Annotated in this window: 19 protein-coding genes; 5 read left to right on the plus strand and 14 right to left on the minus strand. The window is 43.8% G+C overall.

Going from position 1 to position 24,934, the window contains the following annotated elements:
- Window positions 1-13: 13 nt before the first annotated feature.
- Genes CIK96_RS01240 through CIK96_RS01250 form a run of 3 tightly spaced genes read right to left on the minus strand, consistent with a single transcriptional unit; the run spans window position 14 to window position 2,608 of the window.
- Window positions 14-976 carry a TolC family protein gene (locus CIK96_RS01240; protein WP_094439175.1) on the minus strand — a complete coding sequence of 321 codons (963 nt, stop codon included), beginning with the start codon at window positions 974-976 and terminating at the stop codon, window positions 14-16.
- Between the two features lie 22 nt (window positions 977-998).
- Window positions 999-2,216, minus strand: coding sequence for a sugar transferase (locus tag CIK96_RS01245; RefSeq protein ID WP_094439177.1), 1,218 nt, complete (start codon window positions 2,214-2,216; stop codon window positions 999-1,001).
- Window positions 2,217-2,239: 23 nt separating this feature from the next.
- Entirely contained in the window at window positions 2,240-2,608 is a 369-nt protein-coding gene (locus CIK96_RS01250) for a response regulator transcription factor (protein ID WP_027449457.1), read from the minus strand.
- Between the two features lie 238 nt (window positions 2,609-2,846).
- On the opposite strand from CIK96_RS01250, the gene CIK96_RS01255 reads away from it, so the two are divergent.
- Window positions 2,847-4,337, plus strand: coding sequence for a xylulokinase (locus tag CIK96_RS01255; RefSeq protein ID WP_094435959.1), 1,491 nt, complete (start codon window positions 2,847-2,849; stop codon window positions 4,335-4,337).
- Between the two features lie 90 nt (window positions 4,338-4,427).
- Here the strand turns inward: CIK96_RS01255 and buk are convergent, their stop codons facing one another.
- The 11 genes from buk to cobU form a co-directional block, all read right to left on the minus strand.
- Window positions 4,428-5,495, minus strand: a complete 1,068-nt coding sequence (gene buk, locus CIK96_RS01260; RefSeq protein ID WP_094439179.1) for a butyrate kinase — start codon at window positions 5,493-5,495, stop codon at window positions 4,428-4,430.
- Between the two features lie 109 nt (window positions 5,496-5,604).
- Window positions 5,605-6,444, minus strand: a complete 840-nt coding sequence (locus CIK96_RS01265) for a phosphate acyltransferase (RefSeq protein WP_094439181.1) — start codon at window positions 6,442-6,444, stop codon at window positions 5,605-5,607.
- Between the two features lie 32 nt (window positions 6,445-6,476).
- A complete protein-coding gene (locus CIK96_RS01270) occupies window positions 6,477-7,682 on the minus strand; it encodes a GDP-L-fucose synthase (RefSeq protein WP_173839786.1) in 1,206 nt (401 codons plus the stop codon).
- A 65-nt stretch (window positions 7,683-7,747) separates the two neighbouring features.
- Window positions 7,748-8,836 (minus strand): GDP-mannose 4,6-dehydratase, encoded by a 1,089-nt coding sequence (gene gmd, locus CIK96_RS01275; RefSeq protein ID WP_094389416.1) that lies wholly within the window; start codon window positions 8,834-8,836, stop codon window positions 7,748-7,750.
- 84 nt (window positions 8,837-8,920) lie between these two features.
- Window positions 8,921-9,988, minus strand: a complete 1,068-nt coding sequence (locus CIK96_RS01280) for a mannose-1-phosphate guanylyltransferase (protein ID WP_094389415.1) — start codon at window positions 9,986-9,988, stop codon at window positions 8,921-8,923.
- 117 nt (window positions 9,989-10,105) lie between these two features.
- The gene (locus CIK96_RS01285; protein WP_094389414.1) at window positions 10,106-10,735 is read right to left on the minus strand and encodes a DedA family protein; all 630 of its coding nucleotides are present in this window, start codon (window positions 10,733-10,735) and stop codon (window positions 10,106-10,108) included.
- The gene (locus CIK96_RS01290) at window positions 10,732-12,165 is read right to left on the minus strand and encodes a lipopolysaccharide assembly protein LapB (RefSeq protein WP_094439183.1); all 1,434 of its coding nucleotides are present in this window, start codon (window positions 12,163-12,165) and stop codon (window positions 10,732-10,734) included. The genes CIK96_RS01285 and CIK96_RS01290 overlap by 4 nt, the downstream gene beginning before the upstream one ends.
- A gap of 17 nt (window positions 12,166-12,182) precedes the next feature.
- A complete protein-coding gene (locus CIK96_RS01295) occupies window positions 12,183-13,889 on the minus strand; it encodes a glutamine--tRNA ligase/YqeY domain fusion protein (RefSeq protein WP_094439185.1) in 1,707 nt (568 codons plus the stop codon).
- A gap of 409 nt (window positions 13,890-14,298) precedes the next feature.
- The gene (locus tag CIK96_RS01300) at window positions 14,299-15,159 is read right to left on the minus strand and encodes an adenosylcobinamide-GDP ribazoletransferase (protein WP_094439187.1); all 861 of its coding nucleotides are present in this window, start codon (window positions 15,157-15,159) and stop codon (window positions 14,299-14,301) included.
- Window positions 15,160-15,180: 21 nt separating this feature from the next.
- Window positions 15,181-16,230 (minus strand): nicotinate-nucleotide--dimethylbenzimidazole phosphoribosyltransferase, encoded by a 1,050-nt coding sequence (cobT, locus tag CIK96_RS01305; protein WP_094389410.1) that lies wholly within the window; start codon window positions 16,228-16,230, stop codon window positions 15,181-15,183.
- Complete coding sequence (cobU, locus tag CIK96_RS01310) at window positions 16,227-16,733, minus strand: bifunctional adenosylcobinamide kinase/adenosylcobinamide-phosphate guanylyltransferase (protein WP_094439189.1); 507 nt, start codon at window positions 16,731-16,733, stop codon at window positions 16,227-16,229. Before cobU ends, cobT begins: the two co-directional genes overlap by 4 nt.
- A 174-nt stretch (window positions 16,734-16,907) precedes the next feature.
- On the opposite strand from cobU, the gene CIK96_RS01315 reads away from it, so the two are divergent.
- The 4 genes from CIK96_RS01315 (at window position 16,908) to ilvB (ending at window position 24,902) form a co-directional block, all read left to right on the plus strand.
- Complete coding sequence (locus CIK96_RS01315) at window positions 16,908-18,056, plus strand: OmpA family protein (RefSeq protein WP_094439191.1); 1,149 nt, start codon at window positions 16,908-16,910, stop codon at window positions 18,054-18,056.
- Window positions 18,057-18,518: 462 nt separating this feature from the next.
- Window positions 18,519-21,038 carry a glycosyl hydrolase 115 family protein gene (locus CIK96_RS01320; protein WP_094439194.1) on the plus strand — a complete coding sequence of 840 codons (2,520 nt, stop codon included), beginning with the start codon at window positions 18,519-18,521 and terminating at the stop codon, window positions 21,036-21,038.
- 314 nt (window positions 21,039-21,352) lie between these two features.
- Window positions 21,353-23,137 carry a dihydroxy-acid dehydratase gene (ilvD, locus tag CIK96_RS01325; RefSeq protein WP_094389406.1) on the plus strand — a complete coding sequence of 595 codons (1,785 nt, stop codon included), beginning with the start codon at window positions 21,353-21,355 and terminating at the stop codon, window positions 23,135-23,137.
- 55 nt (window positions 23,138-23,192) lie between these two features.
- Window positions 23,193-24,902, plus strand: a complete 1,710-nt coding sequence (gene ilvB, locus CIK96_RS01330) for a biosynthetic-type acetolactate synthase large subunit (protein ID WP_173839787.1) — start codon at window positions 23,193-23,195, stop codon at window positions 24,900-24,902.
- The last annotated feature ends 32 nt before the right edge of the window (window positions 24,903-24,934 follow it).

Genomic DNA, 24,934 nt, shown 5'->3' on the forward strand with positions numbered 1-24,934 from the left:
GTAAGGCGTTATGTTATTTCTTTTTGTTGTTTTTGGCAGCTTCGCGTTCTGCTTTCTTCTGTGCTTCGCGTTCAGCTTTCTCTAACTGGCGATAGCGTTTCTCTTCATTTTTTACTTCTTCTGCAATACGCTTGTCAACAGCTTTGTTCTCCTTAGCAATCTGTTTGTCAGATTTCTGGATGGTATCATCAAGTGTTACGTCTGTTGTGGCATTGGTGATGATTGGTGTACGAGAGAGAATTTCCAAAGTGATGATGTCTGTCATCAGTTGGGTTTGAAGTGATTGGTATTGCTGAACTACGCTCAATTCAAAGCGCTTCGTGCCAGCATATCCTTCAATGCTCATATTGCCATTATGAAACTCTTCTTGGTTCAAGGCACCAGCACCTTGATAGGCTGCGGCACTTTCGCTGGCGGTCTTCAGTGTCACCAAGTTATTGGTGATAGTGACATACAAGATTCCAATTTGTTTTTTCAATTCTTCAAACTGCGCATCCTTGGCCAATTTTGCCTGTTCAGCCTCAATGCGCTTGCGTTTAACAGATGCGCTGAGGTCAAGGATGTCTTCCAATGGAACGGCAACATTGACACCAACATTCCAATAACTCTGCTCGGTTCCTTGAAATTGGTAAAGTGTAGGGCTATAAGCCGAAGAATTGTTTCCCCACATATCGGCCTTACCATAACTATAGCTGGCATGACCTGTGACGTATGAAAAGATATGGCGCTTCTGCTTGGCAACTTCTGCCTGTGCCAGCTCCTGCGCTTTTGCCAACGACAGAATCTGAGGATTCTGTTTGGCGTTTTCATACAACACGGATAATGGTGGTAAATGGAAGGTGGAAAAGTTGAGCGTGTTGTTTTCGCTGGAATCGAAGAATCCAGCGCTAATGCCACTTTCGTCCAACTGAGCATGGGCGGCAGTACCTGCACCAGTTAGAACTAAGAGCAATAGTAGTCTCTTGATTTTTTTCATCTCAATTTAGTTAATCTAATTTTTAAACGTTTTCTTTCTGGATAAATGCAAAGAGTGTACGGAAGATAATCTTCATGTCGAGCATGAAGTTATAGGTCTGTCCATACGTGATGTCAAGTTGTTTGCGCTCTTCGGCAGACATATTGCCGCCTTTGCCGCGCTCTTCTACTTGCCAAAGGCCGGTAAGGCCCGCGGGGGCCATGAAACGGTCAATGCTGGTGTCAACGGTTAGCTTTTCTGCCTCATATAGAGGAAGCGGACGATTGCCAACAATAGACATATCACCTCGAAGGATGTTAAACAACTGTGGAAGTTCGTCAATGCTGTATTTGCGGATGAAACGACCTACCTTAGTGATGCGTGGGTCATTTTCTATCTTAACAAATGCGTTATTATTCTCTTCTTCACGCTTCTTGTTGAATTCGCTTTCTGCTACAACGTAGTTGTCTCCAATGAGCATCACTTCTTCATCGCCAATCATCATGCCGGATTCCATACCCATGGTGAGCATTTCTTGCTCAGCCTCGTCACCCAAAGGTGCTGTAATGCTCTTCTGCTTATCGGCCTCTTCTTTTTGATCAGTATCCTTTTCTGCATACTGGTTATGATCTTTGCTTAATTCCTTTAATCGACGCTCTGCATCTGCATACATGCTACGGAATTTAAGGAAGTTGAATACTGTGTAATTGGTACCTACTCGTTTCGATTTGAATAGAATCGGTCCTTTGCTTTCCAAACGAATGGCAATGGCAGTAAGGATGAATACAGGTGAAAGCAGGATGATAGCAATGCTAGAGAATATAATATCGAAAAGACGTTTCCAAAGTGGAATTTTGAATTTTAAAATTTTGTGTTTGGAGCTTTCGTCATCGAAAAGTATGTTCTCACGATCGGATATGAACTGAATTTTCTTGTTCAATGCCGTAACAGACGCATCACATTCTATGGTATCATTGATACCGCATTTCATATAAATATCACGCTCCTTTGGTGTCATAGCATTGGTAAGGAGAATGATATATACATTGTGGCACTTCTTGCGAAGGTAGGTGATGGCGGTGATGTCTTCGTTGCGGACACTACGTTCGTAAAACACAATAAAATGCTCATTGCGTACGTGAGGCGTACACAATTGAGCAGTATCCTTATAAGCGTTGGTTATACGAACCATCTGCCCTGGGATGTATTTTAGTTTTTCCTGTGTTTTTGGATTGTTTCCTAAGTAAACAACACCTATCATATATTATATGTGATTTCTCAAAATTAGTTTGGTAAAATCTTCTTCACACGAATTTTAAGCTCCATGGGATTGAAAGGCTTAACAATATAGTCTTCTGCACCAATCTCCAATAGGCGAATTCGCTCACTTGTGGAATCTTCACTTGATAACATGATTACTGGGATGTGACGGAACAACTCGTTCTGCTTAATCCACTCCAAAAAATCGTCTCCTCGCATTCCTGGCATACGGATGTCGGAGATAATCAAGTCGGGAGTGTTACCGGCCTGAAGCCATTTTACGCCCTGTAGCCCGTCGGGGAGCCACTGAACATCATAGTCACTCATCAAGTAGATTGAGAGCACCTTTGCGATGGTCTCTTTGTCATCAAGGATTAATATTTTCTTTTTCATTTATGAACTGAACTTTATGTTTTGGTCGTGATTTTTGTTTGGCCATGGCAGGATAGAAGTTGACTTCATTCTGTTTATTAGGCTTCTTTTATGCGCAAAGGTAGGAAAAAAAATTAAAAGTAGCGGTATATTGAGCAAAAAAATGAGAAAAAAAGATGAAAAAAGACGATTTTCTAAAAAAAAATGAAGAACTTTGTAGGCAGAAACGAATTATAAATAAATTATTAACTATTGTATTATGTCAAATAGATACCTATTAGGTTTTGACGTGGGCAGTTCTTCTGTCAAAGCGTCGTTGGTAAATGCCGACACAGGCAAGTGTGTTGCTACTGCTTTTTATCCTGAAAAAGAAGCTCCTATTATGGCTGTAAAAGCTGGATGGGCAGAACAGGATCCTCAGATGTGGTGGGATAATGCCAAATTGAGTTTGAAGAAAATTATGGCTGATGCCCAGGTTAAGGGTGAAGATATCAAGGCTATTGGTATTTCCTATCAGATGCACGGCTTGGTATGTGTAGATAAGAATCTGCAGGCGCTGCGTCCTTCTATTATTTGGTGTGATTCACGTGCAGTACCTTATGGCGAGAAAGCATTCCGTGATTTGGGCGCAGAACAATGTCTTGGTCACTTGTTGAATTCACCAGGTAACTTTACTGCGGCTAAATTGGCATGGGTGAAAGAGAACGAGCCCGACATTTATGAGAAAATTTATAAGGTGATGTTGCCGGGTGATTATATTGCCATGCGTCTCTCAGGTGTTGCCAACACTACTGTAAGTGGATTGAGCGAAGGAATGCTATGGGATTTCAAAAATAACAGAGTTGCTGATTTCTTGACCAAATATTATGGCTTTGATGAGTCGATAATCAGCGATATCGTTCCGACTTTCAGCATTCAGAGTGAAGTTTCGGCAGAAGCTGCTGCAGAGACAGGTTTGGAGGCAGGAACCCCGATAACCTACCGTGCAGGTGATCAACCCAACAATGCATTGTCGCTTAATGTGTTTAATCCTGGAGAAATTGCATCTACAGCCGGAACATCAGGTGTGGTTTATGGTGTGCTTGGAAATGTTAACTACGACAAGAAAAGTCGTGTGAATACATTTGCACACGTCAATCATACTGAAGAACAAACCCGTTTGGGCGTACTGCTGTGCATCAATGGTACAGGTATCCTAAATGCATGGGTTCATCGTAATATAACTCCTGAGGTTGGTTATGCAGAGATGAATGATCTCGCTGCTACTGTTCCTATCGGAAGTGAAGGAGTTACTGTTATTCCTTTTGGAAACGGTGCAGAACGCGTTTTGGAAAACAAGGAAATTGGCTGTTCGTTCAATGGTGTTAATTTTAATAAGCATAATCGTGCACATCTTGTACGTGCTGCACAGGAAGGTATTGTGTTCTCGTTCTGCTATGGTATGGAAATCATGCAACAGATGGGTATGGATATCCACAAGATACATGCTGGTAAGGCTAACATGTTCTTGAGTCCATTGTTCCGTGATACCCTCGCAGGTGTTAGTGGGGCTACTATTGAATTATATGATACAGATGGATCGGTAGGCGCTGCCAAGGGTGCTGGTATCGGTGCCGGTATCTATAAAGACAATAATGAGGCTTTTGCTTCTTTGGATAAACTTCAGGTGATTGAACCGGATGAGGCACACCGCGCAGAGTATCTTGCTGCTTACGCCCGTTGGAAGGATATTCTGAAAAACAATATTTGATTATAGACATTGCTTCATATAGTTTCTCCTCTCTTGTCAATAACAAGAGAGGAGTTTTCTTTTTCTCAGAATCTAACTACTGTGTTGGGGCTATTGGTAAATTTGTGCCTTGCTAGTTCCTTTTAATACAGATAACGCATTGAGAGCTAATGCTTCCATTTCGTTTTCTCCAGGAAAACAATAAACAGGTGCGAGGTAGCCGATTCTGCGACGAAGCTCGTTAGTAATGTAATCACTATGTGCCATGCCCCCTGTCAAAAGAATAGCGTCAACGTTACCGCAAAGTACTGCACCTTCTGCTGCTATTTGTTTTGCTGTGTGGTAAATCATGGCATCTGTAATGAGTTGTGCTTGTTTGTCTCCATTCTTGATGCGTTCTTGTATCTCTTTCATGTTGTTGGTGCCAAGATGTGCGGTAAGTCCTGCTTTTCCTGCTATTCGCTTCAGTAATTGTTTTTCTGTATATTTTCCACTGAAACAGAGGCGGATGAGGTCTGCTGCCGGCAAGGAACCTGCACGCTCTAGCGAGAACGGACCTTCACCGTCGAGAGCATTGTTGGTGTCGATGGCCTTTCCGTGTTCATGTGCTGCTACGGATATGCCTCCTCCTAAGTGGCAGATGATGAGATTGAGGTCTTCGTATCTTTTACCGATTTCTCTTGCGTATCGTCTTGCAATGGCTCGTTGATTAAGAGCATGCCATATACAGATGCGAGGCATGAGCGGACTACCGCTGATACGTGCTAATGGAGAGAGTTCATCGACAACTCCTGGGTCAGCAATAAATGCGCGACAGTTTGGAATTGTGATGGCAATTTCATGGGCTATCAGACAACCAAGATTGCACGCGTGATTGTGCATGACGCATCCGTGTAGTGTGTCGTTGAGCATCTGCTCGTTGATTTCATAAACTCCACCTGCAATAGGCTTAACCAAGCCTCCACGTCCAATGACAGCATCGAATTTTACAGGAATATTGGCGCGGTGCAGTTCTTTGATGACAAGATTGCGTCGGAAATCCTGTTGTTCGGTAATAGCATCGTAGACAGCCAATTCATCGGCAGAGTGGGTGATGCTATGAAGGAGTATTGGCTTTTCGTCTTCATAGACAGCTATCTTTGTCGATGTTGAACCTGGGTTGATGACGAGAATTCGCATAGTTTTTGATAATTAGTTAATGACTTTCTGTACTTATCTCATTCCCTTGTTGTTTTCTTTTTGGCCTTTCTTTTAGAGTGCCGTTTCTGTGGAAAGGACTTGTTTTGAGTTAATCCGGTAGGCTTGATAGGGCGAAGAGAATGCTGTTGAATTTTGCTTCGGCACAGTCGCCACGTGAAGGTACCACGACTGGATGGGAAGCTCCACAAAGCATTCCTGCTGTTTTCGCTCCTGCAAATAGTGTCATGGATTTGTAGAAAACGTTACCTGCCTCTATGTCTGGCATGATGAGCACATCGGTTTCGCCCATCAATGGTGATTGCAGACCTTTAGCCTGTAAGGCTTTTAAAGAACATGCTGTTTTGATGTCTAGAGGACCATCTACGATACAATCACCATAGATACCATCTTTCGCCATCTGACAAATGTCTTTATAGCCGTCAACGAACGGAAAACGCTTACTTGGTTTCTCAGAACAATGAATAAGGGCAATACGTGGTTGACGGATGCCCATGGCATGACATACTTCTGAAGCGTATCTTACCTGTTCGATGCGTTGCTCGTGAGTGGGATATGGAATTACCGCAGCATCGCTAAAGAAGAGCATTTTGTGGTAGGTGGGTATCTCTGCCAATGTGAGGTGGGTTAGGATACGTCCTTCTGGAAGCAGTCCATTTTCCTTGTTAAGTACTGCACGTAGGAGCTGGTCGGTTCCAATGAGTCCTTTCATAAGGACATCGGCTTCTCCGTTTCTTACCATGGCCACGGCCTTGTTGGCTGCTTCTTCTGGTATGTCATCATTTACATAGATAATTTCTGCCAATCCAAGTTGTTCACATTGGTTGAGCGCAGACTTGGTGGCTTCGTCATAGACGCATACGGCAGCAATTTTACGGCATTTTCCATTCTGCTGCAGTTTGTTACGGAGTTCTTCAAAGGATTGAATCATAGGCTTGAGTTATTTTTTTATTGTTAGGATTTCTATATCAGACTTTGCCGGTACCATTCAAAGAGTTTTCTTACTCCATTTTCAATCTCTACGTGATGCGTCCATCCCAGTGAGTGTAGTTTGGAAACATCGATGAGCTTGCGCATGGTTCCGTCAGGTTTTGAGGTGTCGAAAACGATCTCACCATTGAATCCTATGGTTTCCCTTACCAATTCTGAGAGTTCTCTGATGGTGAGTTCTTTTCCTGTTCCTACGTTGATGTGACAGTTGCGGATTTCTCCAAGGGCAGGAATTGCACCACCACGTCCTTCAGAATTGTTTCGATCTACGAGACCATTAGTCTTTGCACCGTAGAAAACAGATGAATATTTTTCTATTCCAATGATGTCTTTGAAATCTACGTTTAGGAGGATGTAAACACTTGCGTCTGCCATGTCTTCACTCCATAGAAATTCGCGTAGTGGAGTGCCAGTTCCCCATAAAACAACCTTGTTGTCGTATATGCCGTAGAATTCTAATGCTTTTAGAATACGTTCGTGGCTATTATTTCCATCGACATTACCTTCTCCGATGAGGGCTCGTAATTTGTCCGTGGGGTTGATGGGTCGTTTATTCATATCTGTCTCGATACTCTTCCAGTCTTGTTCGTGGATGAGTTTTGCCAGATAGATTTTTCGCATCATAGCAGGCATGACGTGACTGTTTTCAAGATGGAAGTTGTCGTTTGGTCCGTAGAGGTTGGTTGGCATCACGGCGATATAATTCGTGCCGTACTGTAGATTATAGCTCTCACACATCTTAAGACCTGCTATTTTGGCAATAGCATATTCCTCGTTGGTGTATTCGAGTGGTGAGGTAAGCAAGACATCTTCCTTCATGGGCTGTGGCGCGTTTTTAGGATAGATGCATGTTGAGCCAAGGAACAGCAGTTTCTTGACTTGGTGTGCATAGGCTTCGCTGATAACGTTGCATTGCATTTTCATGTTCTGCATGATGAAGTCTGCACGGTAGAGGGAATTGGCCATGATGCCACCTACGAAGGCTGCTGCAAGGACAACAGCATCAGGTTGTTCTTGATCGAAGAACTGTTTGACTGCTATTTGGTCAGTCAGATCAAGTTCTTTATGGCTTCGCCCAACGAGATTTGTATAACCCCGTTGCTTGAGATTATTCCAAATGGCTGAGCCTACGAGCCCGTGGTGTCCAGCTACATATATTTTGCTGTTCTTGTCCAACATTGTTGTCTTTGTTTTGACTTTTATCTTGTTTATTTTTACCCCGTTGTGGGGCGCCTTGTTTATAATTATTCTGGGAGCTGTGCTTTAAGGAAGAGTTTTTTGACGAAGGTCATGTCATGGCGAACCATGATTCTGACGAGTTCTTCAAAGGATGTCTTCTGTGGGTTCCATCCCAGTGTGTTTTTGGCTTTTGCTGGATTTCCGAGTAGTTGGTCAACTTCTGCAGGGCGGAAGTATTTAGGATCTACTTCTACAAGAATTTTTCCTGTTTTCTTGTCTATTCCTTTTTCGTCTATACCATCGCCACGCCATTCCAATTCAATACCAGCCTCCTTGAATGCGAGTGTCGCAAACTCACGTACAGTATGGTATTCGCCTGTTGCAATGACAAAATCATCGGGTTGGGGCTGTTGTAGTATAAGCCACATGCATTCGATGTAGTCTTTTGCGTATCCCCAGTCACGGAGTGAGTTGAGGTTTCCGAGATAGAGCTTGTCTTGATAGCCTTGTGCAATGCGTGCGGCAGCAAGTGTTATTTTTCTTGTGACGAATGTTTCACCTCTTCGTTCACTTTCATGATTGAAGAGAATACCGTTACAGCAATACATGCCGTAGGACTCCCGATAGTTTTTCATGATCCAATAGCCATAGAGTTTGGCTACAGAATAGGGTGAACGGGGATAGAATGGAGTTGTTTCGCTTTGCGGAACTTCTTGTACTTTTCCAAATAGTTCTGATGTTGAGGCTTGGTAGATGCGACAGCTTTTTTCCAGTCCGCAAATTCTTACTGCTTCGAGAAGTCTGAGTACTCCTGTTGCATCAACGTCTGCCGTATATTCTGGCACGTCAAATGACACCTTTACATGGCTTTGTGCTGCAAGGTTGTATATTTCCGTAGGTTTTGTTTCACCAATGATTCTGATGAGCGACGAAGAGTCTGTCATGTCTGCCCAATGGAGGTTGACGAGTCGTTTTTTCTTCATATCGCGTACCCATTCATCGAGATAGAGATGTTCAATTCTTCCTGTATTGAATGATGATGAACGTCTTAGGAGTCCATGTACTTCGTAACCTTTCTCGATGAGAAATTCAGCGAGGTACGAACCGTCTTGTCCGGTAATTCCTGTGATGAGGGCTACTTTCTTGTCTTCCATATCTATGTTATTGTGTTAGTCTTGTTTGGTTTAAGGATTATTTTTCTTTCGTGCGAAATAAAATCGCTAGATTTTTAGACTCGGTTAATCCATTTCAGAGAACTGCTTGATGCGTTGTTCTTCTGAGAGTTTGCAGATGAGCAGGGTGTCGTTGTTTTCTGCTACGATATAACCGTCGAGTCCCTGTACTACCACTTTTTTTTCTTGTGTGGTATGGATCATACAGTTGTGTGACTCTACGAGAGTGATATTATTTCCGATGCATGCATTACCATAGATGTCTTTTCTGGTCTGCATTTGCAGCGAACCCCATGTGCCGAGGTCGCTCCATCCGAAGTCTGCAGGACATACGAAAATCTCTTCTGCCTTCTCCATGATGGCATAATCGACGGATATGTTGTCACATTCTGGGAATGTGCGGTCTATTTCCTCCTGTTCTTTTTCTGTTCCGTATATCGGGAGTAGTGACTCGAAGAGTTTGGACATGACGGGTTGATATACGCGGAATGCATTGACGATGGTTGATACATTCCAAATGAATATACCTGCGTTCCAGAAGTAGTAGTTCTTCTTGATATATTGTTTAGCAGTCTCAAGGTCTGGCTTTTCCTTGAACGAGTCCACTCGGAAAATTTCTTTGTTTCGTAAAGAACTGCTTGACAGGTCTGCCTGTATGTATCCGTATCCTGTTTCTGGTCTTGAGGTTTTCATGCCCAGTGTAACGATGGCATCGCTATCAGCCGTAAAATCCAGACACTCGCTTACTACACGTCGGAATTCTACAGGGTCAGTTACGATATGGTCACTTGGTGTGACTACGATATTAGCTTTGGGGTCTTGAGCTTTAATTCGCCAACTGACGTATGCAATACATGGTGCGGTATTGCGCCGACATGGTTCGCAAAGTATATGGTTTGTTGGCATGTCTGGCAGTTGTTGCTGCACCATATGAACATATTTTCGATTTGTGACCACCCATATATTGTCATGGGGGACTACACTTTCGAAGCGGTCTCTTGTGAGTTGGAGCAATGAGCGTCCGACTCCCAATACATCGATGAACTGTTTTGGGGTTTCTTCGGTACTCATAGGCCAGAATCTGCTACCTACTCCTCCTGCCATGATAACGAGATGGTTGTTGTTTCTTGACATAAGCAATTTATACGTTGTTGAAAGTTTAAGAAAACGTGGCAAATATACGGAAAATATTCGGTATTAAGAAATATTTACGTCTATTTTATCTGCCTTTTTACAAGAATCTTTGTTTTTTTACTTTTTTCTTGATTTTTTTAGCAACGAACGCACGATGAAATAGCCAATGGCAAGTATCATGATGGCAAGTATGCCAATTTTTATATATTCGGCATATTCTGTGATTTTATCGTTTAGTTGCTCTTCAGGTACAACGCTGTGGAGGTACCATCCCAGGAGTGCGAGGATAGAATGCCATGCTGCTGCTCCTACTGTAGTATAGAGCAAGAATTTCCAGTAGTTCATCTTGGCGAGTCCTGCAGGGATGGAAATAAGGTGTCTGATGCCAGGTATGAGTCTTCCTGTGAGAGTTGCTACTACGCCGTGGTCGTCGAAGTAGCGTTCGCTTTTCTCTACTTTCTCTTGATTGAGTAGGCATAGTTTTCCCCATTTGCTGTTGGCGAAACGATAGATTACCGGTCTTCCTACGTAGTATGCCACAAGATAGTTGATGGATGCTCCGAAGTCAGCTCCGATTGTAGCGAATAGTATGACAAGGAAAACATCAAGATTTCCTCCTGCAGCATGGTAGGCTGCTGGTGTAACTACGAATTCTGATGGTACGGGTACGACCGTGCTTTCGAGTAGCATGAGGAAGAATATGGTGCCATAGTTGAGGTTGGCAAGGAGTGATGTAATAAAGTTCACTGTTGTTTGCTTTTATGAATCTGTTTATATGCGAAATCGTAATAGTCCTTCGTGGCCATATTCTCGGGAAAGTATGCCCCGAGTATCATGCGCAGTTCGATGGGGTTTCGTTCTGCTGCCAGACGGAGATAATAGAGAAAGTCTTCAGCTTGGTTAAGTCTGAGTGAGCATAGTGCGAGAAGTGAAAGTCCTTCTGTGCAATTTTCATCGATGACTGGCAATTTCTCTTTGAGTAGTTGGAGACACTCTTTATATCTTTGACAGTCTGTTAGGGAGATAGCAATTCTTATGAGTGTATGCATCTGGTCTGTTGACAGTTCGAGAGCTTTGTTGAAATATCTATCAGCTGCTTCGTACTGTTTCTCAGTTTGTAGGATATGTGCCCGAGCCACGTAGAGGTCTGTTTTGTTTTCTCCTTTTTCTTCTGCTTTATCCAAAAGTTTTTTTGCCTCTTCGTTATTCCCAAGTGCACCTTGGCAGAGTGCCATTTGATGATAGATAGCTCCTTCGTATTCTCTGGCATTCCCGCTTTCCTTGAGTGCTTTTTCCAACCATTCCAATGCTTCCTTAAACTCATTGGTGTTGATGAGGCAGGTGGCAAGTTGAATATATCCGCTACAATCATATTGTGCATGACTGAGGGCGGTCTTGAAGAATTTTACAGCCTCTTCCCAGTTGCCTTTTCCCATTAATGCAGATGCCTTGATGCCATGTGGAACGGGATCGTCAGGGTCAATGGCAATTGCATATTCGCTGCTATTGATGGCTTCATCGAATTTGTTTTGTGAGAGTTGTGCTTCAGCCAGTACTTTCCAGTATTTCTTGTCGAAAGGATATTTGTCGGCAAGTTCTGTGAATATGCTTTCACATTCTTCGAGTTTCCATGTACCGTAGAGTGCTCTTCCCAATAGTTCTTTATAGTCGTCGTCCTTGACGTCACAATATCTCATCATCCATGTATATCCTCTTTCGTATTCTCCATAGTCGAGATAGAGGTTTGCTACGTCTTTGATGAACCATCCGTTGTCATCATTGGTGATTTCGTGGAATTTTGCTTCAAGGAGCTTTTCTGCCTCTTCTATCTTGTATTGGTAAATGAGTAGTTCGGCTTTGATGTAGATATAGTCGGGATCGTCTTCGGCTTCAATCATACTGACGTAGTATTCTGCCTCTTTGAGGTTGTCGTTCTGGAGTGCATTTCTTGCCATGAAGACATTGGGCAGGGTGGCGTTTGGGAAGAGGTCTATAGCGTTTTGTGCCACTTCCATGGCTTTGTCCATTTGGTCTGTCAACCGATAGTAGTCTGCAATGTCTATGAGGTCGTCTGCATCAAAGAAGGGCGGCATCCCTTTGGATGCTGCCTCTTCGTATGCTTTGAGCATTTCTCTGAACTCTGGGTCGTTGAAGAATTTGTCGTCAGTCAATAGCATTTAAATTGCCTTGTTTCTTATTTGTTTTTCTTTGCCCAGTTGTCTTTTAATCCTACTGTACGGTTGAAGACAAGGTGTCCGGGTTTAGAATCTTCATCGGGTGTGAAATAGCCGATACGTTGGAACTGCAGGAAGTCTCCAGGTTGTTTCTCTTCAAGGAATTTCTCTACATAACAGTTGTTGAGCACGGTGAGAGATTCTGGGTTGAGAAGTTCGCGGAAGTCGCGTTCATCAGCACCAGGGTTTTCTACGGAGAACAGTCTGTCGTAGAGTCTTACTTCTGCTTTGATGCAGTGGCCGGCACTTACCCAATGGAGTGTGCCTTTGACCTTTCTGTCTGCTCCCGCCATTCCGCTCTTGCTTTCTGGATCGTACTCTGCATAGATTTCTTCAATCTCTCCTGCTTCGTTTTTCTTGCATCCTGTGCAGGCGATGATGTATGCGTTTTTGAGTCTCACCTCTTTTCCTGGTGTCATACGGAAGAATTTCTTGGGTGCATCTTCCATGAAGTCTTCGCGCTCAATCCAAAGTTCGCGGCTGAAGGTGATGTTGTGTGTACCGTCTGCCTCGTTCTCTGGGTTATTGATAGCTGTGAGTTCTTCTGTCTGTCCTTCAGGATAGTTGGTGATGATAAGCTTTACAGGGTTGAGCACGGCAGACACTCTGCATGCTTTTTTGTTAAGGTCTTCACGTACAGCTGCTTCAAGGAGAGCGTAGTCGTTGAGTGCGTCAAACTTAGTGTATCCGATGGAGTTGATGAAGTTTCTGATACTTTGTGCAGAGTATCCTCTTCTTCTCATTCCGCAAACGGTTGGCATTCGTGGATCATTCCATCCGCTGACGAGGTTTTCGTCAACGAGTGCTTTAAGTTTGCGTTTTGACATGACGGTATAAGTGAGGTTGAGTCTGTTGAACTCAATCTGTCTTGGGCGGTATTCTGTCTGCCCTTCTTTTTCTTGCAGGAAGTCCACGAATTTGTCGTAGAGTGGGCGGTGAGGCACGAATTCGAGGGTACAGATGGAGTGTGTAACCCCTTCAAAATAGTCGCTCTGTCCGTGTGCGAAGTCGTACATGGGGTATGCATGCCATTTTGTTCCTGTTCTGTGGTGAGGAATCTGAATGATTCTGTAGATGATGGGGTCGCGGAAGTGCATGTTGGGGTTTGCCATGTCGAGTTTGGCTCTGAGCACCATAGAACCCTCTACGGCTTCCGGCGTATTCATTTGTTTGAAGAGCTTGAGGTTCTCCTCTATGGGTCTGTCGCGGAACGGACTTGGCTGTCCAGGCTGTGTGGGCGTTCCTTTCTGTTCTGCAATTTGTTCAGATGTCTGTTCGTCCACGTATGCCATTCCTTTTTCTATGAGCCAAATGGCGAATTCCCACAGTTTATCGAAGTAGTCGGATGCATAATACACATTTCCCCAGTTAAATCCGAGCCACTTGATGTCGTTCATGATGTTTTCGACATACTCTGTGTTTTCTTTAGTGGGGTTGGTGTCATCGAATCGGAGGTTGCAAATTCCGTTGTATTTTTCTGCTACTCCGAAGTCCATGCAGATGGCCTTGGCGTGTCCGATGTGTATGTATCCGTTAGGTTCCGGTGGGAATCGTGTCTGTATGCGTTTGCCATTTTTGCCCTCTGCGAGGTCGTTTTCTACAATCTGTTCAACGAAGCTAATGCTTTTTTTCTCTTCGTTCTCTGTTGTTGTTTTCTCTTCAGTCATATTATGTGATACGTTTTTGTTTTCTTTTTGTTGGAGCAGTCTATGCTACATGTGTGATATAGTGATGTTTGTTAGCTTGACGGCTATAGTTTGCCCTTCGTTTGCAAAGATACAATAGAAATCTCTAAAATCTCAAGAAAAGCGGTAAAAAATGTGGAATTAGGTCGAAAACATGTTATATATCATATAAAAATATTTGTGTTAGTTAAAAAAAAGAAGTACCTTTGCAGACGTTATCCTGAATACAATCTTTTTACCTTAAAAGGACTAATACCTGTTTCGTGATGTCTCTGCTGTGAAGTTGGGACATCGCTTTTTTTTTGTATTGGCAAGATGACGTTATGTGGGTGAGTATATTGTTAATACAGGGGCATTTGAATATTTTTTCCTGTTCCGAGATGTTGGGCCATTATAATGTGGCTGCGAAAGTGAGGTAAAACGAGAGTTCTGTTAAAAGGAATGTGGCTCCGCAGCAATCGCCCGTATATCCCTGCAATTTGCGGTTCATCAGCAGATAGAGCAGATAGAATACAATACACGGAACGGCAACCAGCACTTCTATCGATGAAAATGGAACGGCAAACCATTGGTTCATCATCCAGCCCCAACCTACTAAGGGCATTAGTCCGGTGAGAGCCAGTCGGAGACCAGCCTGGAGTCCGTATTTTACATAAACGGTTTTAGATTTAGCCTCTTCCTCTTTACGGGCATAGGGTAGAAACATGATGAGTTGACCGCTTACCATCTTACAAAATGGGTCGGCTGCAAGAATTGTCGAAGCAAGAAGAAGTGTTGAAGCGGAATCGGCATTATCCAAAGCGAAGGAAGGCGTGAGGGTGGTTATTTCATGATCTCCGATGGCGAGAAGTGTAGTGGCGAGTAGTGCAAAATAAAGAATCAGTCCCAAAACTCCGTATGTGCCTATATGTGAGTCTTTCATGATGGAAAGGATGCGTTCACGGTTGTAACCACCTCCGAAACCGTCAAGAAAGTCTGCAAGACCATCTTCGTGGAGCGCCCCTGTGGTGAGGATTCGTGCGATGATGGCTAATAATACCGCTACGGGCAAGGTGAACCATGCGCTTGTTATATAGAATGTTAGAGCCATGATTCCGCCTGTGAGCCATCCGGCCAAAGGCCAGTATTCCACAACGTGCTGATAACATGCTTTGGAGGGTGAACACAGTCGCCAGAAAGGCAGCCGGGTGAAGAAGATGAGTGCTGCCATAGGAGTCTCCCACCATTTTGTTTGGTCTATGCGAAGTCTCATGATTGTTGTTTTTTTCGATGGTTAGAAATATTTGGTGATGTGTGCATTATCGAAATTATTCATCTCCTGCATCATCCGTACGCTACTCTCCAAAATGCCAAAGGAACAAAGTGCTCCTGTGCCTTCTCCCAGTCTCAGACCAAGATTCAATAGTGGCTGCACTCCCATACTGTCAAGCAGAAGTTTGTGGCCGCTTTCGTCACCACAATGGGCAAATACCATGTATTGTTTGGCTTGTGGGTAGAGTTTGCTTGCGGCCAAGGCACATGCAGACATGATGAATCCGTCTATTAATATAATAAGGTGTAATTCTGCCGCACGCAACATGGCTCCAATGGCTGCCACCATTTCGAATCCGCCGAAATAACGTATTACCTCCCATGCATCCTCTTCCTGACCTCCATTGGCTTTGAATCTGTTTACTGCCTCGTTCAGTACCTCGTATTTATGATTGATGCCCGCTGTATTGAGTCCTGCGCCAGCTCCGATGCAGGTGTTGAGTGGCAGATGGGCAAACAGGCTCATCCATATGCTGCTTGGCGATGTGTTGGCGATGCCCATTTCTCCTATAGAAATCACCTGGCAACCTTCTTTCTGACAGCAATCCACCATGTCGCGGCCTATGCCGAGTGCTTGTTCCATTTCTTCCTGACTCATGGCCGCTTCATGCAAGAAATTGTTAGTGCCCCAAGCGATTTTGCGTGGAATGATACCTTCTATAGATGAAAGGTCGTAATCCACTCCGACGTCGATAATCTTCAAGTCGAAACCGTATTGTCGGCAGAACATATTGACTCCGCCTCCGCCACGTGTGAAGTTTATCATCTGTTGCCAAGTCACTTCGCGTGGCGAGACGCTTACTCTTTCGCGCTCAATACCATGGTCTGCACCAAATAGCAAGTGACTGGGATGATGCAGGGTGGGCGATAGTGTCTGTTCTATCAAGCATATCTGTAATGCGAGTTCTTCCAAGCGGCCCAATGAGCCTTTGGGTTTGTTAAGATTGTCGATTTTCGACTGAATGGTAGGACGAAGTGAATCGTCGAGAGGATAAATATTAAATGTTGTCATTTGATTTTTACTGAAATTCCACTAACCATCAGAATTACCTCGTCGGCCTTTGAAGCCACATATTGGTTGAACCATCCCAGTAGATCTGTAAATTTGCGTTGCACGGCATTGGCACTTACTCCACCCGATCCAATTTCGTTGGTTACGAAAATGAATGTGGCATTTTGACTCACCAAGCGGTCAAATTCCTGTTTCAGTTTGTCGAGCACTACGTCAACCTCCTCTGCTTCGCAGAAGAAATTAGTGGCCCAAAGCGTCAGGCAGTCCACCAAAACCACACGTCCTGAAAAATCGTGACGACTCAGTGCGCGTTCCTCTTCTATATTAGTCCATTGTGGTCCACGACGCTCCTGATGGCGACGTACACGCTCGCGAAACTCATCGTCCCAAATATGGGCTGTGGCCAGATAAACAGGGTTTTCGCTGAGTGTTAACGCCAATTGCTCTGCTTTTTCACTTTTTCCAGACCGTTGGCCTCCGGTGATAAGGATTATTCTGCTCATAAAATGCAAAATTAAAATAAATTCTTCAATAAATTGTTCTTTTCGATGGAAAAATTTGTCTATTCGTAGAGTTTTCTTAGGAAATGTTTGGTAGTTATTTTTTTTTTTTGTTACTTTGCAGCTCGAAACTTAAGTAATTAAACGTTACAACATATTATATAATCATTAAAAACGATGAAAAAAGTATTTTTAATGCTTGCCGTAGCAGCTTTTTCTGCACAGGCAATCTCTGCTCAGACTGTAGAGGAAAGTGAGAATCAGGACAACTGGTATGTAGGTATCAAGGCTGGTGCGAGTGCAAAGGCCACAGGTGTTTCAGTATTCAACAACATTAACCCTTCTGCCGGAATTCGTGTAGGCCGCTGGTTTACTCCAGTATTCGGTCTCGCCGTTGAAAGCGACGCTTATGCCCGTACACGTGGATTCGGTAGCTACAGTACATTGGTTCGTGCGCTCAACACTTCAGTACTCGGTACTACAAACTTCAGCAATTGGTTTGGCGGATACAAAGGCGAGCCTCGCAACTTTGAGGTAATCGGTGTTTATGGACTCGGTTGGGGTCACGCTTTCGGTACCTCTAACGAGCGTGAAGGTCAGGACAACGATGTACTGACATCTAAGATTGGTCTTGATTTCGCTTTCAACCTTGGCGCAAACAAGGCTTGGCAGCTCTATATTGAACCAAACCTCGTGTATGGTCTCAATGCAGATGGTCAGGACATCAAGTACAACTTCGGTGCCGCAGCCTTCGGAGTTAACGTTGGTTTGAACTATAAGTTCGGTAACACCAATGGTACTCACAATTTCAAAATCGCACAGCTCCGTGACCAGGCCGAAATCGATGGTCTGAATGCCAAGATTAACGAGCTCCGTGCTGAAAATGCTAACAAGGACAACAAGATTGCTGCTGATGGCCGTACCATCGCTGACCTTCAGGCTCAGCTCGCTGCTGAAAAGAGCAAGCAGCCTGAGGTGAAAGTCGTTAAGGAAAACAATACTCAGCTCCAGCCAATCGTCATCTTCGGTCAGGGCAAGAGCACCATCGACGCAGCTCAGTATGCAAGCATCGAAATGGTTGCTAAGTACATGCGTAATCACAAGAATTCTAAGATTATCGTTCGTGGCTACGCTTCACCAGAAGGAAGTGCAGAAATCAACGAGAAGATTTCTATCGCACGTGCTAACGCTGTGAAGAACGCTCTTGTTAAGCGTTACAAGATTGCGGCCAGCCGCATCACTACTGAGGGTCTCGGTGCAACCGACAAACTCTCAGAGGAGATTGACTTCAACCGCGTAGCTATGTTCTTCGATACTACTAAGTAATAAGAACTCAGCATTTAGCGACAAATAAACAGTCCGTCTTGTGGAGTATTTTCTGCAAGACGGATTTCTTTGATTATAACTTTGAGACATCTGTACTTCTGTCGCTTTCTGAATAGTGAAATGCCTAAAGTATTACCCTAGAACGTCCTTTCTTCTTCCCAACTATCTCCTATTATTGTCCCAAATCTGATGGGACTTACTTGGGATTTACTTAGGACTTACTTATGACTCGGTTTTTAGGAATATTATGCCTTTCTATGAATGGGTCAATCCCGAATGCATCCCGAATGCATCCCGAATGCATCCCGAATGCATCCCGAATGAAAATATAGTGAAGGCCTCATTAAAAAACGACTGAAATCTCGCATGCAAAACTTTGTTTGTTTAAAATGACGGACAACGTTATCATTTTTGAGAAATAATGTGTAACTTTGCATCCGAACTTAAAAACAATATACACTTATGACAACTATTCAAATCATCAAAACAACATTATTGGCTTTTGTTGCCCTCTTTGGAATGCAAACCATAAAGGCTGCAGAGCGATTTGTGAATTTCAATCAAGGAGACCTGCTCCTTAACCCACAAAAGCAAGTAACCATCACAACGGATGAAGTAGATTTTAAAGCCGTTGATATTGCCGTACATGCTTTGGCAGCAGACTTCGGGCGAGTAACAGGACAAGATGCCGTGCTTCAACATCAGGCAGATGCAAAGATTATAGTGGGAACTATAGGGCACTCTAAATTTATTGACCAACTCGCAAAGAAAAAACTTATCGATGCAACACAACTTAAAGGAAAACGCGAGAAGTTTATCATCACAACCGTAGGAAAACAACTCATTATTGCAGGAAGCGACAGAAGAGGTACTGTCTATGGAATCTATGAACTTTCTGCACAGATGGGTGTGTCGCCTTGGTACTATTGGGCTGACGTGCCTACTGAAAGACATGACGAGATCTATGTCAACCGAGGAATATATACTGACGGAGAACCGGCTGTTGCTTACCGAGGAATCTTCCTCAACGATGAAGCACCGTGTCTTTCTACATGGATTAAAAATACATTTGGTACTAATTATGCAGACCACCATTTCTATGAGCGCGTCTTTGAACTTGTGCTCCGACTGAAAGGAAACATGATGTGGCCTGCCATGTGGATGTGGTCGTTCTATGCAGACGATCCTGCCAACGAGAAAACGGCCAACGATATGGGTATTGTCATGAGTACCTCACATCATGAACCAATGGCAAGAAACCATCAGGAATATGCACGTAAAAGAGCAGAGTGGGGACCATGGAACTATAATACCAATAAAACAAAGTTGCAGCAGTTCTTCCGTGAAGGCATCGAGCGCATGAAAGGAACCGAGCAGCTCGTAACCATAGGAATGAGAGGCGATGGCGACGAAGCCATGAGCGACGAAGCCGATACGCGACTCATGCAGCAGATTATTGCAGACCAGCGAAAGATTATTGCAGACGTAACAGGAAAGAAAGCAAGTGAAACGCCCCAAGTCTGGGCGCTCTATAAAGAGGTGCTTGACTATTATGACAAAGGAATGAAAGTTCCTGAAGACGTTATTCTTCTCCTTTGTGACGATAACTGGGGAAATGTGCGTAGAGTACCGAATGCACAAGAACGCAAGCATAAAGGAGGATGGGGACTCTATTACCACGTGGATTATGTGGGAGCACCGAGAAATTCTAAATGGCTCAACGTCACTCCTATGCAGAATATGTGGGAGCAACTCACTTTAGCCTACGAAAACGGAATACAGGCGATGTGGATTCTCAATGTTGGCGACCTTAAGCCAATGGAATTTCCCATCTCTATGTTTATGGATATGGCTTGGAATCCAAGAAAATACGATGTCAACAATATCACAGAGCATGCCCGCCAGTTCTGTCTTCAACAGTTTGGAGCAAAACAGGCAGACGAAGCAGCCCGTCTGCTCAATATCGTCTGCAAACTCAACGGACGATGCACGGCAGAAATGATGGATGCGAATACCTATAATATAAATACAGGTGAATGGAAACAAGTGGTCGATGAATACGCAACTCTTGAGCGCGATGCACTCAGACAGTATCTCACACTCGACGAGAACCAGCGCGATGCTTATCAGCAAATCATACTCTTCCCGATACAAGCCATGGGTAATATCCATCAAATGTATTATGCGCAAGCCATGAACCGTAAACTCTTCAAAGAGGGAAATCCTGATTGTAATCTTTGGGCAGATCGCGTAGAACAGGCGTTTAAGCGCGATTCTACACTTTGTGCTGATTATAACCTCAAAATGGCAGGTGGAAAATGGAATGGAATGATGATTCAGAAACATATCGGTTACACTTCATGGAACGATGACTTCCCGGCAGACAGGATGCCAGAAGTGAAACGCATTGAAAATCCGACAAACGGAGGATATGTGTTTACAGAAGCAAATGGAGTGGTAGTCATGGAAGCAGAACACTACTATGCCGCATCTGATGCATCAGAAGCAAAATGGACTATCATACCAGACATGGGACGCACAAGAAGCGGAGTTACCCTAATGCCTTATACCAAAGGTGTGGAAGGGGCAAGCCTGACCTATCGATTCCGTATGCCAAACGGAGTGAAGAGTCCACTCAAAATACACATCGTAGTGAAATCCACCCTCGACTATCTTAACAAAGGCGGACTTACTTATAGTGTGCAACTCGATCAAGGAGAGGTTCAAACAGTCAACTTCAACCACAATCTCAATGAGAAAAAGGAAAATATCTATTCCATCTATTACCCAACCGTGGCAAGAAGAGTAGTGGAAAGTATTGTTACACTCCCAGTAGTAGAAGGCGAATTCCATACCCTGACAATCAAACCTAACGATCCTGCCATCGTCTTCGAAAAAATCGTCGTTGACGCAGGAGGATACAAACCGTCGTACCTCTTCATGAATGAAAGTACATGCAAAATTGATGCAAGTCAAAAATAAAGCGGCTCTATGAAATTATGTCAAAAAAGTGCATAAATCATACAGAGATTAAATGTATCTTTGCACTCAGAAAACATACATAGGTACGAATCAAAGGTAAAGAGATTGTTAAGGAAACGAAAGCGAGCCGATGGAAACTACGGCTCGCTTTTTTCTGTAATTCACTATGAAACTTTCAATTTATAAGCAAAAACCGAAAAACCTCTAATGTTTCGTTGGTGATTAGGCGAAAAAAGTGTAACTTTGCAACTCAATATGGTGAGATGGTGGAGAAAATCCACATAAAAAGGAATAAACAAACAAACTAAATAGATATGAAACACCAATTACGCAGTGCAGTATGCACAGAAGGAAGAAGAATGGCTGGAGCCAGAGCTCTTTGGGTGGCTACAGGAATGAAACATGAGCAATTTGGAAAACCGATCATTGCCGTTGTCAATTCGTTCACCCAGTTTGTACCCGGACATACGCATCTGCACGAAATAGGACAAATCGTAAGGGAAGAAATAGAGAAAATGGGATGCTATGCTGCCGAATTCAATACAATTGCTATTGATGACGGAATTGCAATGGGACATGACGGTATGCTCTATTCTTTGCCCTCAAGAGATATTATTGCCGACTCGGTAGAGTATATGGTCAATGCACATAAAGCAGATGCAATGATCTGCATCTCAAATTGTGATAAAGTGACTCCTGGAATGCTCATGGCTTCCATGCGACTCAATATCCCTACAGTATTCTGTTCCGGTGGACCTATGGAAGCTGGAAAATGGAGAGGTGAAAATGCAGACCTTATTACTGCCATGATCAAAGGAGCTGATAATTCTATAAGCGATGAAGAACTGCAGCAAATAGAACAATGTGCATGTCCAGGATGCGGTAGCTGCTCTGGAATGTTTACTGCAAATTCCATGAACTCGCTGACAGAAGCCATAGGACTCTCATTGCCAGGAAATGGAACAATCCTCGCTACACATGAACGACGCATAGAACTCTTCAGAAAGGCAGCAAGACAGATTGTAAAGAATGCTTTGGCCTATTACGAAGATGGAGACGAGAGCGTTCTGCCTAGAAATATCGCAACCAGAAAAGCGTTCCTCAATGCCATGACACTCGATATTGCTATGGGAGGATCTACCAATACAGTACTTCATCTGTTGGCTGTGGCACAAGAGGCTGGCGCAGATTTTACAATCAAGGATATTGATGCATTGAGTCGCAAAACTCCTTGCTTGTGTAAACTTGCTCCAAATACGCAAAAGTATAGCGTTCAGGAATGTAATAGAGCAGGAGGAATCCTCGGAATACTCAACGAACTCAATAAAGGTGGACTCATTGACGGAACAGCGGCGCGTGTGGATGGAATGACACTCGATGAAGCAATGAAGAAATATGATGTTGCCAATCAACCTGAAATCTATTTCTCAGCACCGGGACAACGTTTCAGTACAAAGATGGGTTCTCAAAACGAGCAATATCCGACTCTCGATGTTGATCGTGAGAATGGATGCATACGTGATATTGAACATGCCTATACCAAAGATGGAGGATTGGCTGTACTCTTCGGAAATATAGCTCAGGATGGATGCGTTGTGAAAACAGCAGGTGTCGATGAGGCTCTTTGGCATTTTGAAGGTCCCGCTGTGGTCTTCGACTCACAGGATGATGCCTGCGAGGGAATTCTCGGAGGAAAAGTCAAAAAAGGTGATTGTGTAGTCATCACACACGAGGGTCCGAAGGGTGGTCCTGGAATGCAGGAAATGCTCTATCCTACATCATACATTAAGAGCATGCACATGGGTAAAGAGTGTGCACTTATTACCGACGGACGATTCAGCGGAGGCACGTCAGGATTAAGCATCGGACACATTTCTCCTGAGGCCGCTGCAGGTGGAAATATTGGAAAGATAAAGGATGGAGACATCATAGAAATAGATATTCCAAACCGCAGAATCAACGTGAAACTTTCAGAAAAGGAGCTTGCTGCAAGACCACAACAGCCGTTGAAGAGAAACAGACAAGTGTCGAAAGCCCTTCGCGCCTATGCGCAGAGCGTTTCATCGGCAGATAAAGGTGGAGTGAGAATAATCGACTGAAAATAACGGCAAAGGAAGCCGCGACGATGATTAAATGAAAGAAATAGAGAATAGTATGGAAAAAATAAAAGGAAGTGAAGCGTTGATGCTTGCATTAAAGAATGAAGGGGTAACAACAATCTTTGGTTACCCTGGAGGTTCTATCATGCCTGTCTATGATGCACTCTACGACTATACAAGAGGTGAAAAAAAAGCCTTTGATCATATTCTTGTCAGACACGAACAAGGAGCTGCGCATGCTGCAGAAGGCTATGCAAGGGTTAGCGGAGAGGTTGGAGTATGCTTGGTCACAAGTGGACCAGGTGCAACAAACACGCTGACTGGTGTGGCTGATGCTATGCTCGACTCAACTCCTATTGTGGTTATTGCCGGACAGGTTCCTATCGGAGCGTTGGGAACCGATGCCTTCCAAGAGGTGGATCTTGTGGGATTGGCTCAGCCCATCTCGAAATGGAGCTATCAAATCAGACATGCGGAGGATATTGCATGGGCGGTAAGTCGCGCATTCTATATTGCAAGAAGCGGAAGACCTGGACCTGTCGTACTCGACTTTCCTAAAAACGCACAAACGGAAGACGTCGAGTTTGTACCTCAAAAAGTTGACTATGTTCGCTCGTATGTGGCTTATCCTAAACTCAACAAAGAGGCGGTGGCAGAAGCCGCTCGTATGATTAACGAAGCAAAACGTCCCCTTGCCTTGGTTGGACAAGGCGTAGAACTCGGACATGCTCAGCAAGAACTGCTGAATTTCTTGGAAAAAACCGATATTCCTGCAGGACGTACCATGCTTGGACTTAGTGCTTTGCCTTCCAATCATCCGCTTAATGTTGGTATGTTGGGAATGCATGGAAACTATGCTGTCAATCTGAAAGAACAGGAATGTGATGTTCTTATTGCCATCGGAATGCGATTCAGCGACCGTGTAACGGGTAATCTAAAAACATATGCCAAACAGGCAAAAATCATTCACCTCGATATTGACAAAAGTGAAATTGACAAGAATGTGAAAGCTGATGTGGCTATCATTGCCGACTGCAAAGAATCTCTTCCGGCATTGACGGCTCTTGTTAATAAAGCCAATCATAAAGAATGGCGCGATTCTTTCCTGCCACTTCATGAGCAGGAACGCAAGCGAGTGATAGAACCCGCCATACATCCTACAGAAGGCCCTCTTCTGATGGGTGAAGTCGTGAATGCTGTGGCAGAAAATACTCCAGATGATGCTGTCCTTGTAACCGATGTGGGTCAAAACCAGCTCTTTGCAACCCGCTATTTTAAATATCATCACAAAAGAAGTATCTGTACAAGTGGTGGACTTGGAACTATGGGGTATGGAATGCCTGCCGCTATAGGAGCAACTTTTGGAGCTCTTGGCCGTATGGTTTGTTGTTTTATGGGTGACGGAGGATTCCAAATGTGCATAGAAGAATTGGGTACGATTATGGAACAGCAAGCCCCAGTAAAGATGATTCTCATGAATAATCATTATCTTGGAAATGTACGCCAGTGGCAGGATATGTTCTGGCACAGAAGACAATCGTTTACCAAAATGATGAATCCGTGCTACGAACTCATCGCGCAAGGATACGGCATCCCTTATGAGGCAGTTACAGACCGTGCACGTTTGGCACAAGCTATAAAGAAAATGGCAGAAACTGACGGACCTTATATTCTGGAATGTGCTATTCTGGAAGATGATAATGTGTTACCGATGACACCTCCGGGACTTAGTGTCGATGATATGATGCTCGACGTTCAGGTTTAATAAAAACAAGTAAGCGAACGTTCTCCAAATGT

This window comes from Prevotella sp. P4-98, assembly GCF_002251405.1.
Taxonomy (GTDB): domain Bacteria; phylum Bacteroidota; class Bacteroidia; order Bacteroidales; family Bacteroidaceae; genus Prevotella.